Here is a 15,381-nt window from a genome sequence, read left to right on the forward strand (position 1 = left end):
CAGGTACCTCCGGACATGCCGAGGGCCCGGCACCACCGAGGGGTCGTACCGGGCCCGTCGAACAGAGCCTTACTTCAGCTTCGTGCCGGTCGAGCGCAGCGCGGCGCATGCCTCGGTGACGCGCGCGGCCATGCCGGCCTCGGCCAGCTTGCCCCAGGTGCGCGGGTCGTAGGTGGACTTCTTGCCGACCTCGCCGTCGACCTTCAGGACACCGTCGTAGTTGCGGAACATGTGGTCCACGACGGGGCGGGTGAAGGCGTACTGGGTGTCGGTGTCGAGGTTCATCTTCACGACGCCGTTCTCCAGCGCGGTGGCGATCTCCTCGGCCGTCGAGCCCGAGCCGCCGTGGAAGACGAAGTCGAACGGGTTGGCCTTGCCGTACTTCTCGGCGACACCGGCCTGGAGGTCCTTGAGGAGCTCGGGGCGCAGGACGACGTTGCCCGGCTTGTAGACGCCGTGCACGTTGCCGAAGGAGGCGGCCAGCAGGTAGCGGCCCTTCTCGCCCAGGCCCAGGGCCTCGGCGGTGCGGATCGCGTCGTCGACGGTGGTGTACAGCTCGTCGTTGATCTCGTGGCTGACGCCGTCCTCCTCGCCACCGGTCGGGGTGATCTCGACCTCGAGGATGATCTTGGCGGCGGCGGCCTTGGCGAGCAGCTCCTGGCCGATGGCCAGGTTGTCGGCGAGGGTCTCGGCGGAGCCGTCCCACATGTGCGACTGGAACAGCGGGTTGCGGCCGGCCTGGACGCGCTCGGCGGAGATGTCGAGCAGCGGGCGGACGTAGCCGTCCAGCTTGTCCTTCGGGCAGTGGTCGGTGTGCAGCGCGACCGTGATGTCGTACTTGGCGGCGACGATGTGCGCGTACTCGGCCAGGGCGACCGCGCCCGTGACCATGTCCTTGTTGTACTGGCCGCCCAGGAACTCGGCGCCACCGGTCGAAATCTGGATGATGCCGTCGCTCTCGGCCTCCGCGAAGCCGCGCAGCGCAGCGTGCAGGGTCTGGGACGAGGTCACGTTGATGGCCGGGTAGGCGAACTTGCCTGCCTTCGCCCGGTCGAGCATCTCGTTGTAGACCTCGGGGGTTGCGATGGGCATTCGTCCGCTCCTTGTGATGTGCGGTGGGGTGCGTTGCTTGTCCCTGACCTGGGGCGACGTCATCGTCGGGGCCCATCTTTCCAGACTCTCCTGCGGACGCCAGGACTAAGGGGCGGAGCGTTTCACGTGAAACACTCCGCCCCTCGTCAAAGCCGCAGGTCAGGCCCGCACCGCCGGGGGCCCCGGGACCTAAGTCACGACTTCGCGTCGGTCAGGCCGGGACCGTGCCTGGCGTCGGCCCGGCTGCTAGGCCAGGCCCAGCTCGTCCAGCGCGAAGGCGTACAGGTACGGCACGCCCGCCGTGGTGCTGATCTTCTCGCCCGCGCCCGTCGCCCGGTCCACGATCGTGGCGACCGCGACGACCTCGGCACCGGCCGCCCGCGCCGCCTCGACGGCGGTGAGCGGGGAGCCACCGGTGGTGGAGGTGTCCTCGACGATCAGGACGCGACGGCCCTTGATGTCCGGGCCCTCGACCTGGCGCTGCATCCCGTGCGCCTTGGCGGCCTTGCGGACGACGAAGGCGTCCAGGCGCTTCCCCTGGGCGGCGGAGGCATGCAGCATCGCGGTCGCGACCGGGTCGGCGCCGAGCGTCAGGCCGCCCACGGCATCGAACTCGAGGTCGGCGGTCAGATCGAGCATGACCTGACCGACCAGCGGGGAGGCGGCGCCGTCCAGCGTGATCCGGCGCAGATCGACGTAGTAGTCGGCCTCAAGACCCGACGAAAGGGTCACCTTGCCGTGCACCACGGCCTTGTCCTTGATCTGCTGGAGCAGGTCAGCGCGTACGTCAGTCATGCCCACGAGCTTAAGCCGCCTGGCCTTACAACCGCCGCCAGGCCCACGTGGCCGCGATCTCCAGGGGCTCGATCGGGGTCACGTACCGCGCATGGGTGTTGAGCCCGTTCGGCGGGCCGGACTGCGGCTCCACGCAGACCGCCTCCTCCTGCTCGTCGTAGACCACCACCCACTCCGCGCGGCTGGTCACCTTGAGCTCCAGCCGCTCCGGCCAGGTGAGGGTGACGTCCACGCCGCCGGGCATGCCGAAGCAGTCGTCCCAGGGGCCCGGCGTGGGGCCGATCCGGCGCCCGGTGGGGAGATGGTCGGCGCCGCGCTCCTCCTGCCAGTCGGCGGTGAAGTCGAGACGGACGTCCTTGCCGTCCTCCCCGAGCCTGCGGTTGAACCACGGGTGCCAGCCGGCCTGGGCGGGGAAGGAATCGGAATGGGTCTCGACGCCCAGGGTGAGCGTGAGCCCGTCCTCGGTCAGCTCGAAGAGCTGCGTGACCCGTCCGGCGTACGGCCAGGGGTCCCCGAGTTCATAGGTGAACGCGGCCGTGCGGCCTTCCCCGTCCGCCGTCCTGGCGGCCTTCCACACGGTGTCGCGGCCGGTGCCGTGGATCGCGTGCGGCGGGGAGTTGAGGGGCAACTGGTGCGTCTCGGCGCCGTTGCGGAACCGCCCGTTCTCGATCCGCCCGCACCACGGCACCATCGGGAAGCATCCGTACCGCTCGCCCTGGCGCAGCAGTTCCGTTCCCGCGATCCGCAGGCTCTCGACCCGGCAGCCGTTGTCGGGGTTGATGGTCAACTCGGCGTCGCCCGCCGTCAGTCGTGTCAGCTCGCTCACGACTCCGACAGTAGACGGGGATCAGCGTCGGCGGCGCAGGGCCCGGCCGACGACGACCGCGGAGGCGAGCGCGAGCGCGGCCGCGGGGGCGATCCAGCGCAGGGTGGCGCCCGCGGTGCTCGACTCCGGCGCAGGGACGGGCGCGTACCGCCCGCGCGGCGGGGCGTGGTCGACCTCCTCGGCGGACCGCCCGATCATGGTGCGCCGGGCGTGCGCGGCCTCGGCGGCGGGCGGCTCGGCGGGGTACTCGACCGGCGTGTCCTCGAAGTCCCCGCCCGCGAGGGGGTCGAGGGACGGCGGCGGGACCGGCGTGTCGAAGACGGTCGGGCGGTGGGGCTCCTCGACGCCGTCGTCGACGCCGTCGCTGTCACTGTCGGCCTCGTCCTCGTCCTCCACCTCGTCGGTGGCGAGGTCCGTGGCGAGGTCCGTGGCGAGCTCCGCGACGGCGGCCAGGCCCGCGACGAACTTCTCGATCAGCCGCTGGGCCGCCGACTCCCGCGCCTCCTCGGAGAGATCCGCGAGGCGCCCGGTCTGGCTGGCGGCACCGGTGAAGGTGAGCGTCGTCCCGTCGGCCACCGGGGTGAGCGCGATCGCCAGGGAGACCTTCACCGAGCCCTTGCCACGGACCTCGGTGCCCTTGCCCTCGACGGCGATGACCCCGTCCCGATCGGTCATGCGGAGCGCGCCGCGGTAGGTGATCGTGTTGCCGCCGGCGCGGATTCTCAGCCGGCCCGACAGCGGGCCCGCCTCCGCGTCGGCGTCCTGCTGGAGACCGGGGACGCAGCGCGCCACCCGGGCAGGGTCCGTGAGCGTCTCGCGCAGGACGTCGGCCGGTACCGGAACGAACACCTCATGCTCCATGGAAGCCGAGCCTACTCAGACCGGGCGTCGGCGTCGCCTGTTTGTCCAGGGAGCGCTTCCCGTGACGCTCAACCGCCGTAGCGCGGGTGCACCAGAGTCGAGGGCGGCGGTACGGCTCCGCGCGGGTCGCGGGTGGCCTCCGCGGCCCGTGCCCCGGCCCCGAGGTCGTCCACCGTCAGGGACCGCAGCCGGGGTGCGTCGGGGGCGAGGCCCAGATCGGGCGGGTAGGTGTCGGCGACGGCCAGGAGGTATCCCCAGTCCCCGGTCCCGGTGCTCACATCGGGGGAACGGTCCGCCCGCTCGGCCCGGTCGGGTCCCGCGGCGACCCGCGCGCCCCGGCCCCGCGCGCTGTAGGGCCGGGTCGCGAAGCCCGCCGCGCGCAGGGTGGAATCGACCGTCCAGAAGGTGCGGGGGCGGGCCGAGACCGAGCCGACGTGGACGACGAGCCGCCCGCCGTCGGCGAGGACCCGGGACGCCAGCCCGTAGAACTCCTGTGAATACAGCTTGGTGCTGGCGGAGATCCCCGGATCGGGCAGATCCGAGATCACCACGTCGTACCGCCCGCCCTCCGCCGCCCCGCGCAGCCAGCGGAACCCGTCCGCGAACTCCACCCGCACGCGCGGGTCGCGGTAGGCATGGCCGTTGAGGGCGGCCAGCTCGGGGTTGGTCCGGGCGAGTCGTACGACTCCGGGGTCGACCTCGACGACGGTGACGGAGCGGACGCCGGGGTAGCGCAGCACCTCGCGGGCGGCGAGTCCGTCGCCGCCGCCGATGATCAGGACGCGCGCGTGGGGCCCGTTCATCGCGGGGTGCACCAGCGATTCGTGGTAGCGGTACTCGTCCTGGCCGCCGACCCGCAGCCGCCCGTCCACGAAGAGGTCCGGCGGGCCGCCGCGCTCGCCCGTCACCACCACCTCCTGGAGGTCGGTGTGGACGGCGACCCGCACGCTGTCGCCGTACACCGCGCGGCGCGCCGCCCGCTCGAAGTCGTCGACGAGGACGGTGGCGGTGGCGAGGACGGCGAGCACCGTCACGTTCGCGGCGATCAGCACCGCCCGGGACCGGGGGGTCAGGTCGCGCCGGAAGAGCCAGAGCACCAGACCGCCGCCCGCCACCGCGTTCACGGCGCCGGTCACGAGCGCGCCGGTGAGCTGTCCGAGCCAGGGCAGCAGCAGGAACGGGAAGGCGAGTCCGCCGACGAGCGCGCCGACGTAGTCGGCGGCGAAGAGGTCGGCGACCGTCCCGGCGGGGTCGCGGGCGCCCTCCTTCTCCCGCGCGCCGGGGGCGCGCGCCGACTCCGCCTTCTGGATCAGCGACATCAGGAGCGGAATCTCCGCCCCGATGAGCACCCCGATGGCGAGCGAGAACCCCACGAGGACGTACCGGGCCTCGCCGATCCACGCGAACGCGGCGTACAGCACGAGGGCCGAACAGCCGCCGATCAGGGCGAGTCCGCCCTCGACCAGGCCGAAGCCGACGGCGGCGCGGCAGCGCAGCCGCTTGGCGAGCAGCGAGCCGACGCCCATCGCGAAGACCATCAACGACAGCACGACGGACGCCTGGGTGACCGAGTCGCCGATCAAGTACGAGGCGAGCGCGACCAGTTCCAGCTCGTAGACGAGTCCGCACGCGGCACAGACGAAGACCACGACGAGGACCGGATACCGCACCGCGCTCGGTCGCACGGGCGCCCGCGTCACCCTCTTGGGTGGCAGGGTCACGGGCGGATCGATCATGTTCGTAACGCTACGTCACACATCTGTCGCCGCTTGTCACCCACACGAGTGCACCTGAGGCTCTGGGGCGGCGCGTTACAGCGTTGCGGGCATACGAACGCCGATCCGCGTCCTGGTGACGACCAACTGCCCTTCCTGCGGGTACGCGTGCCAGGTGCGCCATCGCACCTGGCCCTCGTGGCGCTGCGCCAGCATCGCCGTGAAGGCGTGCGGGGAGCCGGGGAACGTCCCCGCGAGGCCGTTGGGATGGTCGGCGACGAGCGCGAGCAACTCCTGCGCGCGGCCCGCGAACGAGCCGTGGGACAACGTTTCGACACGCGCCGCGAATTCGTACTCCCACGCGCCGAAGCGCTTGGAGACGCCCAGCGGCAGCGGCGTGCTGCTGCCGGGCATGCAGGCGACGGTCTCCGAGCAGCTGTGCTCCTGTTCCTCCAGAAGCACCTGATGGGAGGCGCCGAGAAGCCGCAACTGCAGCTTGGCGCCGGTCAGTTCGAGGTCGAGCACGGCGAGGGCGGGCAGCGGCTCGCGCCCGAGTGCCCAGGCCAGATCGGCCGCGCGGGTGTCGGTGTAGGAGGTCTTCAGGGTCGTGAGCATGGGTCGGCTCCGCAAACACGGTTTGACGGGTGGGCCGGGGGCGCCCCGGAGAAAGGGTTCAACGAGAGTGGGGGATCGCCGGCTCGGGTCCACACACGGTCCGAGGGCTGTCTCTTTTCAACAGCGAGGGAATCATGGACATCGAGCGACTCGCAGCGTTTTTACCCAACTTGCAGCGGTTTCCATCCCCTTCGGGGACCCAACAGTTCACTTGTTCAAGCAGAATCGATTCCGGCTCCAACACAGAGGTGCCCGGCGGATGTTGGACCGGCCGGGCACCTGGGTGATCGCGGAGTCGACTGCCCCGTGTCAGTCGCCCCCGCCGCCACCGCCTCCGCAGGACGAGCCGCCGCCGCAGGACGATCCGCCCCCGCAGGACGAGCCGCCGCCGCCCGACCAGCCGCCACCGCGCCGCCGGCCGCCACCGCGCCGTGAGCCCTTGACGGACGACGCGATGCCCACCACCACGATCAGGATGATGACTGCGATGATCAGAGCTTCCATGTGTGACACCCCCGTAGGTCTTGTGTGACAGGGGGATGCCCCCCACCGCTCCGGCCCAAAGCGCACTTGAGGAAGTCCAGAGCTTCACCGCAGGATGGCGGGCATGACACGACCGCTGCTCAACCGCCGGCTCGCCGAGTTCGGGACGACGATCTTCGCCGAGATGTCCGCGCTGGCCGTCCGGACGGGGGCGATCAACCTCGGACAGGGCTTCCCCGACACCGACGGCCCGGAGCAGATCCGGGAGGCGGCGGTCCGGGCCCTGCGCGACGGACGCGGCAACCAGTACCCGCCGGGGCCCGGCGTCCCCGAGCTGCGCACGGCCGTCGCCGAGCACCAGCTGAAGCGGTACGGCCTCGCCTACGACCCCGACACGGAGGTCCTGGTCACCGCCGGCGCGACGGAGGCGATCGCCGCCTCGCTCCTCGCCCTCCTCGAACCGGGCGACGAGGTGATCGCCCTGGAGCCGTACTACGACTCGTACGCCGCCTGCATCGCCATGGCGGGTGCCACGCGCGTACCGGTCACGCTCCGCCCGCACGAGGGCGCGTACCACCTCGACCTGGACGAGCTACGGAACGCCGTCACCGACCGGACGCGGCTCATCCTCCTCAACACCCCGCACAACCCCACCGGCACCGTCCTGACCCGCGGAGAACTCACGGCCGTCGCGGAGCTCGCCGTCGCACGCGATCTGCTCGTCGTCACCGACGAGGTGTACGAGCACCTGGTCTTCGACGACGCCGAGCACGTGCCGATCGCGAGCCTGCCGGGGATGCGCGAGCGCACGGTCACCATCGGCTCGGCCGGCAAGACCTACTCCTTCACCGGCTGGAAGGTCGGCTGGATCACCGCGACCCCCGCACTGACCACCGCCGTCCGGTCCGCGAAGCAGTTCCTCACCTACGTCTCCTCGGGCCCGTTCCAGTACGCGATCGCCGAGGCGCTGCGCCTGCCCGACACGTACTTCGACGACCTGCGCGCCGATCTGCAGGCCAAGCGCGACCTGTTGAGCGACGGCCTCGCCCAGGCGGGCTTCGAGGTCTACCGCCCGGCCGGCACGTACTTCGTCACCACCGACATCCGCCCCCTCGGCGAGTCCGACGGCTTCGCCTTCTGCCGCGCCCTGCCGGAACGGGCGGGCGTGGTCGCCATCCCCAACGCGGTCTTCTACGACCACCAGGACGAGGGCGCACCCTTCGTACGCTTCGCGTTCTGCAAGAGGCTCGACGTTCTCGAGGAGGCGGTCTCGCGGCTCAAGCGGCTCTGAGCGGACCGTGCCGGAGCGTGGCGGCGATGCGGAGCACCACGGGGTCCGCGTAGCACCGGGCCACCAGCTCCAGCCGGGCCCCGAGCGCCTCCCAGTCGTCCGGGTCGGGTCCGGGACCGGCGGGCCCGGACGGCTCCGGCGCGTACTCCGGCACCGCCGTGGCGTCGGCACCGCCACACCTGCGGGCGATCGCGCACCGGAGACAGGCCGCCTCCACCGCCGCCTCCAGTCGTACGCCCGTCAGCCCGGCGGAGGCCAGCAGGCGGCCCGCCTCGGCCCGGGCCCCTTCGCCGCAGTAGGGGGCGAGGACGAGCATCCCGTCGCTGATCTCGATGATCCGCCGGTACAGCAGCACATCGGGCGCGCTCGACAGCTCGGGCGGCAGCGGCAGGACGACCTCCGGTACCGCGTCCCCGATCGCCTCCCACAGCGGGCGGACACGGCGCAGCCGGCGCCGGCACCGCCGGCCGCGTGCGAGATCGACCAGACCCGGCCAGGCGATGCCGGCGACGATCAGGAGCAGCGTGGGCGCCAGCAGGAGCTGCGTGGTCGCGATCACGACGTCGTCGCGGAACAGCCATAGGTCCCGTCGGCCGACGGCCAGGAAGACCGCGCGGTGCGCCGCGTAGGCGAGGCCCGAGACGCTGGCCGCGTACAGGAGCCGGAGCGAGGTCCGCAGCGGGCCCGGCGGGGCCTGGTGCCGGTACCGGTGGCACATCCGTCCGGCCTCGGCCATGCCCCAGCCGAGGTAGAGCAGATAGATGCTCCAGTACGCGTAGACCGGTGCCGTGGGCGTCTGCGTCAGCAGATGCGCCTCGGGGTCCGGGCGGGGGCTCAGAAAGAAGGAGCAGGACAGCGCGGCCGCCGCCACCGGGAGGGCGAGCGCTCGCCACCGGCCTCTCCGGGGTGCGGAACCCGCCTCCGGGGCCGTGCCGGTGGCCGCCCCGTGGGTGAGCCCGCGGATGAACGCGATCAGGCACGTCGCGGCCGCGAGCGAGAGCAGGTGGGTCAGGAGGTTGGTGACGCCCTCCGCACCGGTCGCCGCCTCCAGCGCCCTGCGGACGGCGGGCGTGCCGAGGGTGACGGAGAGGGTGATCAGCGCGATCATGCCGCTGAGCAGCCCGGACCGGCGGTCCCTGGTCAGCGCCCGCCGCGCGGAGTACACGGTCGCGATCCACAGCGGGCCGAGCAGGACGAGGTCGAAGGGGCGTATCGCGGTCATCGGCGCGTCTCGGGCGCGAGGATGCGCTGCAGCTCGGACAGCGCCGTGCCGGCTCCGTCGGCCACCGGACCCGTGGTCCGGCGGTGGATCAGGGTGGCGAGCAGTTCCGCCTCGCGCTCCTGCACTTGGGAGTAGTCGGTGCGCCCGCGGGCGAGCAGCCGACGGACCATGGCGGGGTCGAGGCCGGGGAAGAGCCGTTCGAGGCCCGAGGACGCCACCTCGTCGGCCGTGCTCCCGTGGTCGAGGAGCAGATGGGCGATCTCATGAAGGATGATGTGCTTCTGGTGGAGCCTGTTCGTGGACGACTCGTAGAAGATGTGGTCCGCGTCCCCGAGGCTTATCAACAGCCCGCACACACCGCCTGATTCACCCGCGCCGGCGGGCAGCGGCGAGAGCGTCAGGCCTCGGCCGCGCTGCTCGGAGATGGTCCTGCACAGTTCCTCGACGGTCTGCGGCCGCTCCGTTCGCAGACTGCTCAGGATCCGCGCACAGCGTCCGCTGAAGTCCGACCACACGTCGTGGCGCATCGCGCCCCCTCCCCCTAGGGCCCCCCGCCCGAGCGCAGTATAGGCAGCCGGGAAGGGCGGTTCAGGGGGAAGATCAATCGGAACGCGACTCCGGTTCGCCGGCTTCCGAACGGGCCGTACGGGCCGTGTGCGCGGCCTGCTCGACCAGGCTCCGTACGAGGTCGATTCCCTGCGCGGACGAGGTGGCGACGGCCGCCGCCCGCATGGCCACGGCGCGGACGTCGTTGCGCCGCATGGCGCCCAGCAGCGCCAGTTGCGCGACCGTCTGCTCGGCGACGTCGTCGTCGATGAAGTAGGCGACGGGGACGCCGAAGAAGACCGCGATGGCCCGCAGCGTCCCGATGGTCGGGTTGCTGGCCTTGCCGTTCATGAGCATCGAGAGCCGGCCGACGCTCAGGGAGGTCCCGTCGGGGTCGTCGGCGTTCTTGATGCCGTCCACGACCTCCTGCAGCGTGTGGCGCCGGCCCAGCGGCTGGACGTTCTCGAAGAGGTACTCCAGGCGCTCGGCGAGAAGTCGGGTCTCCTGGCCTTCCGTGCCGCTCACTGTCGTCCGCCCTCCCCGCACACGTGGTCACGTGGCGTGGGGGAAGTATGGCGCAGCGGGGGCGCCATGGCGAAGGCGGATGGCACCGAACCCGCCACCCGGCCTGGTGCGACACGCCGGGACCCCGCGCCCGGCCGCCGTTTTCCACCCGCGCGGGGGGCCGGTGCGCGCGCCCCCACCGGGCCGGGCCGCTCGTCGGGTAGATCGATTCGTCGGGTCGACCCGACCCCGTGCGCACGGAGGTGCCCCCTGTCCGCCGAGATCCTCGACCGACCGGTCCCGTCCGCCGGTGTCCGGAGCGTCCCGCACCGGCGGGCCTCGCTGCACCGCGCCGCCCCCGCGCTCGGCCTGTTCGCCGCCGCGCGCCTGACCGGGACGCTCGTCCTCGCCGGCTGGGCCTGGCACATCGGGCGCTCGCCGCGCGCGCTGCTCGCGAAGTCCTGGGACTCCGCCTGGTACGCGCAGATCGCCGCCCACGGCTACGGCCGCACCCTCCACAGGCCCGACGGCGTCATCCAGTCCGACCTGGCCTTCTTCCCGCTCTATCCGGGACTCGTACGCGCCGTCACCAGCGTCCTGCCGGTCTCCTTCGGAACGGCCGGGCTGCTGGTGTCCTGGCTGTCGGCCGGCGCGGCGGCCTGGGGGATCTATCTGGTCGGCGAGCGGCTGTACGGACGGCCCACCGGCGTCGTCCTGGTGCTGCTCTGGGGCCTGCTGCCGCACTCGATCGTGCTGACCATGGCGTACACCGAGCCCTTGATGACGGCGCTCGCCGCCTGGGCGCTGTACGCGCTGCTCACGCGGCGTCCGCTGTGGGCGGCCGCGCTGGCCGCCCTGGCCGGTCTCTCCCGCCCCAGCGGGATCGCCGTCGCCGCCGCCGTCCTCGCGGCGGCGGCGTACGAGCTGTGGCGCGGGCGCGGGCGGATGGACCGGCGGATGTGGGCCGCGGCCGCGCTGGCGCCGGTCGGCTGGCTCTCGTACCTGCTCTGGGTCGGCGCCCGGCGCGGCGATCTCCTCGGCGGCTACTTCGCCGTCCAGGACGGCTGGACCTCGCGCTTCGACTTCGGGGTCGGCGCGCTGCGCTTCGTCCGGGACATGCTGGGCGGCCGGACCCAGTTCGGCTTCGCGATGGCGCTGCTGATCACGGCCGCCGGGGTGATGCTCTTCGCCCTGCTCGCGCTGGTGGACCGGCCGCCGCTGCCGGTCCTCGTCTACACGGGCGTGCTGGTGCTCATCACGGTCTGCGGCTCCGGCTTCTTCGAGTCGAAGCCGCGCTTCCTGCTGCCCGCGTTCCCGCTGCTGCTGCCCCTGGCCCACGCACTGACGAAAGCCCGGCCGGGGGCCGCGATCGTGGTGATCACGGCTCTGGCCGGGCTCTCGTTCAGTTACGGGGTGTACGCGCTGACGATGGCGTACATGGCCCTGTGAGGAACCGGGGGCTACTCGCCCTCGGCCTCCTTGTCCTCGGGGGACTCCAGGCCGAACTGCTCCACGAGCCACTTGTCGAACTCGATGGAGGCGCGCACCCAGCTGACGGTGGAGGACACGAAGTGCTCCAGCGCCACGCCGGTGCCGATCAGCATCTGGGCCTCACCGATGAGACGGAGGGTGGCGGAGCCGTCCTCCTCCTCGTGCAGGTGCGTGTACACCTTGGGCCACAGGGTGCGGCGGTTCCAGTCGTCGATCGCGTCGAGAACCTTGGCGCGGTCGTCGGCGGAGTGCGGGCGGTCGTAGAACGTCCGCACCGAGAAGACACGCTGGTCCTCCTCGCCGCGGAACATGAAGTACGTCCGGAATTCCTCCCACGGCGCCGCGAGGTCACCCTCGTCGTCGACGACGTACTTCAGCTCCATCTGGTCCAGGAGCTGCTTGACCAGGTCCTGGTCGGGGACGACGGGGCCCGCCGGTCCTGCTGCCTGAGGCTGGGGCTGGCCCCCGAAATTCGGAATCGAGGACGGGTCGATGCTCACCGTGAATATCCCTTCGTACGGTTGCCGCCATCCTCCCCCATGCCGGGCGGTACGGCGCAAGCCCCGCCTGCCGCGATCCGCTGCGGGCTGACAAGATCTGGTGCCTTTGGGGGACAAACCGAAGCCGGTCCGCCCGCATGCGCGCGGATCGCGGCCGGCGGGTCCATCGACAGCCGACCGCGTCCGCCTACTGCGCCGCGCCCACGATCAGGCCGTCCTCGAAGCGGTCCACGCGGACCGTGTCACCGTCGCGGACCTCGCCCGCGAGGATCTCCTTCGCCAGCCGGTCGCCGATCGCCGTCTGGATGAGGCGGCGCAGCGGCCGGGCGCCGTACGCCGGGTCGTTGCCCTCCTCGGCCAGCCAGGCCAGCGCCTCCGGGGTGACCTCCAGCGTCAGCCGACGTTCGGCGAGGCGCTTGGCGAGCCGGTCGATCTGGAGCCGCGCGATCCGCCCGAGCTCGGCCTTGTCGAGCGCGGAGAAGACGACCAGGTCGTCGAGCCGGTTGAGGAACTCCGGCTTGAAGGAGGCCCTCACCACCTCCAGGACCTGCCGCTTCTTCTCCTCCTCGGAGGTCAGCGGCTCGACCAGGTACTGGCTGCCCAGGTTGGACGTCAGGATCAGGATGGTGTTGCGGAAGTCGACCGTGCGGCCCTGGCCGTCGGTGAGCCGGCCGTCGTCGAGGACCTGGAGCAGGATGTCGAAGACCTCCGGGTGGGCCTTCTCGACCTCGTCGAGCAGCACCACGCTGTACGGACGGCGGCGCACCGCCTCCGTGAGCTGGCCGCCCTCCTCGTATCCGACGTAGCCGGGGGGCGCGCCGACGAGCCGGGCGACGGAGTGCTTCTCGCCGTACTCCGACATGTCGATGCGGACCATGGCCCGCTCGTCGTCGAAGAGGAAGTCCGCGAGCGCCTTCGCCAGCTCGGTCTTGCCGACACCGGTCGGGCCGAGGAAGAGGAAGGAGCCGGTGGGACGGTCGGGGTCGGCGATCCCGGCGCGCGTACGGCGGACGGCGTCGGAGACGGCCCGTACGGCCTCGGTCTGGCCGATGAGCCGCCTGCCCAGCTCGTCCTCCATGCGCAGCAGCTTCTGCGTCTCGCCCTCCAGGAGGCGGCCGGCGGGGATGCCGGTCCAGGCGCCGACCACGTCCGCGATGTCGTCGGGGCCGACCTCCTCCTTGACCATCGTGTCCTTCGAGACCTCCTGCTCGGCCTCGGACGCCTCCTCCAGCTCGCGTTCGAGCGTCGGGATCTCGCCGTAGAGCAGCTGGGAGGCGGTGTCGAAGTCACCGTCGCGCTGGGCCCGCTCGGCGCGTCCGCGGAGCTCGTCGAGCTGTTCCTTGAGCTCGCCGACGCGGTTGAGGGACTGCTTCTCCTTCTCCCAGCGGGCGGTCAGGCCGCGCAGCTCCTCCTCGCGGTCGGCGAGGTCGCGGCGGAGCTTCTCCAGGCGCTGCTTGCTGGCGTCGTCGGACTCGTTCTTGAGCGCCAGCTCCTCCATGCGCAGCCGGTCCACGGAGCGCTGCAGCTCGTCGATCTCGACGGGCGAGGAGTCGATCTCCATCCGGAGCCGGGAGGCGGCCTCGTCGACGAGGTCGATGGCCTTGTCGGGCAGGAAGCGGGAGGTGATGTACCGGTCGGAGAGGGAGGCGGCGGCCACGAGCGCGGAGTCGGCGATCTGGACCTTGTGGTGCGCCTCGTACCGGCCCTTGAGTCCGCGCAGGATCGCGATGGTGTCCTCGACGCTCGGCTCGGCGACCAGGACCTGCTGGAAGCGGCGCTCCAGGGCGGGGTCCTTCTCGATCCGCTCGCGGTACTCGTCGAGGGTCGTCGCGCCGACCATGCGCAGCTCGCCGCGGGCCAGCATCGGCTTGAGCATGTTGCCGGCGTCCATGGCGGAGTCGCCGCCGGCGCCCGCGCCGACGACCGTGTGCAGCTCGTCGATGAAGGTGATGATCTGGCCGTCGCTGGCCTTGATCTCGGAAAGGACGGTCTTCAGGCGCTCCTCGAACTCGCCGCGGTACTTGGCGCCCGCGACCATCGCGCCGAGGTCGAGCGAGACCAGGCGCTTGTCGCGGAGGGACTCCGGGACGTCGCCCTTCACGATCCGCTGGGCGAGGCCCTCGACGACGGCCGTCTTGCCGACGCCGGGCTCGCCGATGAGGACCGGGTTGTTCTTGGTGCGGCGGGAGAGCACCTGGACGACGCGCCGGATCTCCTGGTCACGCCCGATGACGGGGTCCAGCCTCCCCTCCCGCGCGGCGGCCGTGAAGTCCGTGCCGAACTTCTCCAGCGCCTTGTACTGACCCTCCGGGTCGGGTGTGGTCACCCGGCGTCCTCCCCTTGCCTTCTCGAACGCGTCCAGCAGCCTCTTCGCGCTCGCCCTCTGCCGTTCCAGGACCTCGCCCGCCTGCCCGCCCTTCGCGGCGATCCCGATGAGCAGGTGCTCGGTGGAGAGGTACTCGTCCCCGAGCTCCTTGGCCACCTTGGCGGCCTCGGCGATGACGGCGAGCAGCTCCCGGTTGGGCTGCGGCGGCGCGACCGTCGAGCCGGTCACGCTGGGCTGGGCGGCGAGCAGCCGCTCCGCCCCGGACCGTACCGCGGCCTGGTCGGCCTCGACGGCCGCGAGCAGGTCGACGATGTTCTCGTTGTCCTGACCCGCGAGCAGTGCGAGGAGCAGATGCGCGGGGGTCAGATCGGGGTGTCCCCCGGACACGGCGCGGCTGGTGGCCGCGTTGATCGCGTCCCGGCTCCTGTTGGTCAGTTCGGCGTCCACGTGGGCTTCTCCTCCTCGGTGTGCGCTGTACACGGTCTATGACTCATCCAGCGTACACAAAGTTGAGTCTATTCCGCTCAAGGTGTCGCACATACCCGTCCCGCGGGTAGGTTCCGGGCATGGCGACTGACCCGCGGAACCCGGACGACTCGTACCTCAGCTTCTGGCGCGAGTACCACATGAGCACCCTGACGACCCCGCGCGCGGACGGCACCCCGCACGTGGTGGCGGTGGGCGTGACGTACGACCCCGAGGGCGGCGAGAACGGCATCGCCCGGGTGATCACCAACAAGCACAGCCACAAGGTGGCCAACGTCCTGGCGGCGGGCCCCGAGGGCGCGCGCGTCGCGGTCTGCCAGGTGGACAAGGGGCGCTGGGCGACGCTGGAGGGCGTGGCACGCATCCGTACGGAGGCGGACGTCGTCGCGGACGCGGTGGACCGCTACGCGACGCGCTACGGCCGGACGCCGGCCCCGAACCCGGACCGGGTGGTCATCGAGATCGCGCTGACGCGGGCCATGGGCCGGGCGTAGCACCCCACCTCTGCACGAGCTTCCGGCACGGGCTCCCGTACGGGCTCCCGCACGGACCTCCCGCGCGGGCTCCCGCACCCGGACAGCACAGCGGCGGGGGGTGGGGGGTGGTGGGGGGTGGGGGGGGGGGTGGG

At 71.9% G+C, this 15,381-nt stretch carries 15 protein-coding genes; 3 read left to right on the forward strand and 12 right to left on the reverse strand.

The window, feature by feature from the left end; genetic code table 11:
- Positions 1-69 precede the first annotated feature (69 nt).
- The 7 genes from fbaA to ACFVZW_RS15530 all read right to left on the reverse strand — a co-directional run bounded on the left by fbaA (position 70) and on the right by ACFVZW_RS15530 (position 6,408).
- Entirely contained in the window at positions 70-1,092 is a 1,023-nt protein-coding gene (gene fbaA, locus ACFVZW_RS15500; protein WP_383554098.1) for a class II fructose-bisphosphate aldolase, read from the reverse strand.
- Between the two features lie 246 nt (positions 1,093-1,338).
- Positions 1,339-1,887, reverse strand: coding sequence for an orotate phosphoribosyltransferase (gene pyrE / locus ACFVZW_RS15505; RefSeq protein WP_315894058.1), 549 nt, complete (start codon positions 1,885-1,887; stop codon positions 1,339-1,341).
- A 25-nt stretch (positions 1,888-1,912) separates the two neighbouring features.
- Entirely contained in the window at positions 1,913-2,713 is an 801-nt protein-coding gene (locus tag ACFVZW_RS15510) for an aldose 1-epimerase (RefSeq protein WP_384521246.1), read from the reverse strand.
- Positions 2,714-2,734: 21 nt separating this feature from the next.
- Entirely contained in the window at positions 2,735-3,574 is an 840-nt protein-coding gene (locus ACFVZW_RS15515) for an SRPBCC domain-containing protein (protein WP_384521248.1), read from the reverse strand.
- A 68-nt stretch (positions 3,575-3,642) separates the two neighbouring features.
- A complete protein-coding gene (locus tag ACFVZW_RS15520; RefSeq protein ID WP_384521251.1) occupies positions 3,643-5,310 on the reverse strand; it encodes a polyamine aminopropyltransferase in 1,668 nt (555 codons plus the stop codon).
- 75 nt (positions 5,311-5,385) lie between these two features.
- The gene (locus ACFVZW_RS15525) at positions 5,386-5,904 is read right to left on the reverse strand and encodes a DUF2617 family protein (protein WP_384521254.1); all 519 of its coding nucleotides are present in this window, start codon (positions 5,902-5,904) and stop codon (positions 5,386-5,388) included.
- A gap of 309 nt (positions 5,905-6,213) precedes the next feature.
- Positions 6,214-6,408, reverse strand: coding sequence for a hypothetical protein (locus ACFVZW_RS15530; protein WP_384521256.1), 195 nt, complete (start codon positions 6,406-6,408; stop codon positions 6,214-6,216).
- Positions 6,409-6,502: 94 nt separating this feature from the next.
- Between ACFVZW_RS15530 and ACFVZW_RS15535 the strand changes: the two genes are divergently transcribed.
- Positions 6,503-7,678 (forward strand): pyridoxal phosphate-dependent aminotransferase, encoded by a 1,176-nt coding sequence (locus ACFVZW_RS15535; protein WP_384521259.1) that lies wholly within the window; start codon positions 6,503-6,505, stop codon positions 7,676-7,678.
- On the opposite strand, the gene ACFVZW_RS15540 is transcribed toward ACFVZW_RS15535, so the two are convergent.
- The 3 genes from ACFVZW_RS15540 to ACFVZW_RS15550 all read right to left on the reverse strand — a co-directional run bounded on the left by ACFVZW_RS15540 (position 7,665) and on the right by ACFVZW_RS15550 (position 9,971).
- On the reverse strand, positions 7,665-8,900 hold the full coding sequence (locus tag ACFVZW_RS15540; RefSeq protein WP_384521262.1) for an MAB_1171c family putative transporter: 1,236 nt from the start codon (positions 8,898-8,900) through the stop codon (positions 7,665-7,667). The genes ACFVZW_RS15535 and ACFVZW_RS15540 overlap by 14 nt on opposite strands.
- Complete coding sequence (locus ACFVZW_RS15545) at positions 8,897-9,427, reverse strand: hypothetical protein (RefSeq protein WP_384521265.1); 531 nt, start codon at positions 9,425-9,427, stop codon at positions 8,897-8,899. The genes ACFVZW_RS15540 and ACFVZW_RS15545 overlap by 4 nt, the downstream gene beginning before the upstream one ends.
- A 73-nt stretch (positions 9,428-9,500) precedes the next feature.
- A complete protein-coding gene (locus ACFVZW_RS15550; protein WP_384521267.1) occupies positions 9,501-9,971 on the reverse strand; it encodes a hypothetical protein in 471 nt (156 codons plus the stop codon).
- 66 nt (positions 9,972-10,037) lie between these two features.
- On the opposite strand from ACFVZW_RS15550, the gene ACFVZW_RS15555 reads away from it, so the two are divergent.
- Complete coding sequence (locus ACFVZW_RS15555) at positions 10,038-11,399, forward strand: hypothetical protein (protein WP_384521270.1); 1,362 nt, start codon at positions 10,038-10,040, stop codon at positions 11,397-11,399.
- A gap of 11 nt (positions 11,400-11,410) precedes the next feature.
- On the opposite strand, the gene ACFVZW_RS15560 is transcribed toward ACFVZW_RS15555, so the two are convergent.
- Positions 11,411-11,941 carry a YbjN domain-containing protein gene (locus ACFVZW_RS15560; RefSeq protein ID WP_137988427.1) on the reverse strand — a complete coding sequence of 177 codons (531 nt, stop codon included), beginning with the start codon at positions 11,939-11,941 and terminating at the stop codon, positions 11,411-11,413.
- Positions 11,942-12,128: 187 nt separating this feature from the next.
- Complete coding sequence (clpB, locus tag ACFVZW_RS15565; protein WP_384521273.1) at positions 12,129-14,714, reverse strand: ATP-dependent chaperone ClpB; 2,586 nt, start codon at positions 14,712-14,714, stop codon at positions 12,129-12,131.
- 119 nt (positions 14,715-14,833) lie between these two features.
- Between clpB and ACFVZW_RS15570 the strand changes: the two genes are divergently transcribed.
- A complete protein-coding gene (locus ACFVZW_RS15570; RefSeq protein WP_376434911.1) occupies positions 14,834-15,247 on the forward strand; it encodes a pyridoxamine 5'-phosphate oxidase family protein in 414 nt (137 codons plus the stop codon).
- Positions 15,248-15,381: the final 134 nt, after the last annotated feature.

The sequence above is a fragment of the Streptomyces sp. NPDC059567 genome (assembly GCF_042735655.1).
Taxonomy (GTDB): Bacteria; Actinomycetota; Actinomycetes; order Streptomycetales; family Streptomycetaceae; genus Streptomyces.

What these genes read in the sequence shown, in the direction of transcription:
- fbaA (WP_383554098.1), bottom strand. Translation starts at nt 1,092, where the DNA reads ATGCCCATCGCAACCCCCGAGGTCTACAACGAGATGCTCGACCGGGCG.
- pyrE (WP_315894058.1), bottom strand. Translation starts at nt 1,887, where the DNA reads ATGACTGACGTACGCGCTGACCTGCTCCAGCAGATCAAGGACAAGGCC.
- ACFVZW_RS15515 (WP_384521248.1), bottom strand. Translation starts at nt 3,574, where the DNA reads ATGGAGCATGAGGTGTTCGTTCCGGTACCGGCCGACGTCCTGCGCGAG.
- ACFVZW_RS15520 (WP_384521251.1), bottom strand. Translation starts at nt 5,310, where the DNA reads ATGATCGATCCGCCCGTGACCCTGCCACCCAAGAGGGTGACGCGGGCG.
- ACFVZW_RS15525 (WP_384521254.1), bottom strand. Translation starts at nt 5,904, where the DNA reads ATGCTCACGACCCTGAAGACCTCCTACACCGACACCCGCGCGGCCGAT.
- ACFVZW_RS15530 (WP_384521256.1), bottom strand. Translation starts at nt 6,408, where the DNA reads ATGGAAGCTCTGATCATCGCAGTCATCATCCTGATCGTGGTGGTGGGC.
- ACFVZW_RS15535 (WP_384521259.1), top strand. Translation starts at nt 6,503, where the DNA reads ATGGCGGGCATGACACGACCGCTGCTCAACCGCCGGCTCGCCGAGTTC.
- ACFVZW_RS15540 (WP_384521262.1), bottom strand. Translation starts at nt 8,900, where the DNA reads ATGACCGCGATACGCCCCTTCGACCTCGTCCTGCTCGGCCCGCTGTGG.
- ACFVZW_RS15545 (WP_384521265.1), bottom strand. Translation starts at nt 9,427, where the DNA reads ATGCGCCACGACGTGTGGTCGGACTTCAGCGGACGCTGTGCGCGGATC.
- ACFVZW_RS15555 (WP_384521270.1), top strand. Translation starts at nt 10,038, where the DNA reads ATGGCGAAGGCGGATGGCACCGAACCCGCCACCCGGCCTGGTGCGACA.
- ACFVZW_RS15570 (WP_376434911.1), top strand. Translation starts at nt 14,834, where the DNA reads ATGGCGACTGACCCGCGGAACCCGGACGACTCGTACCTCAGCTTCTGG.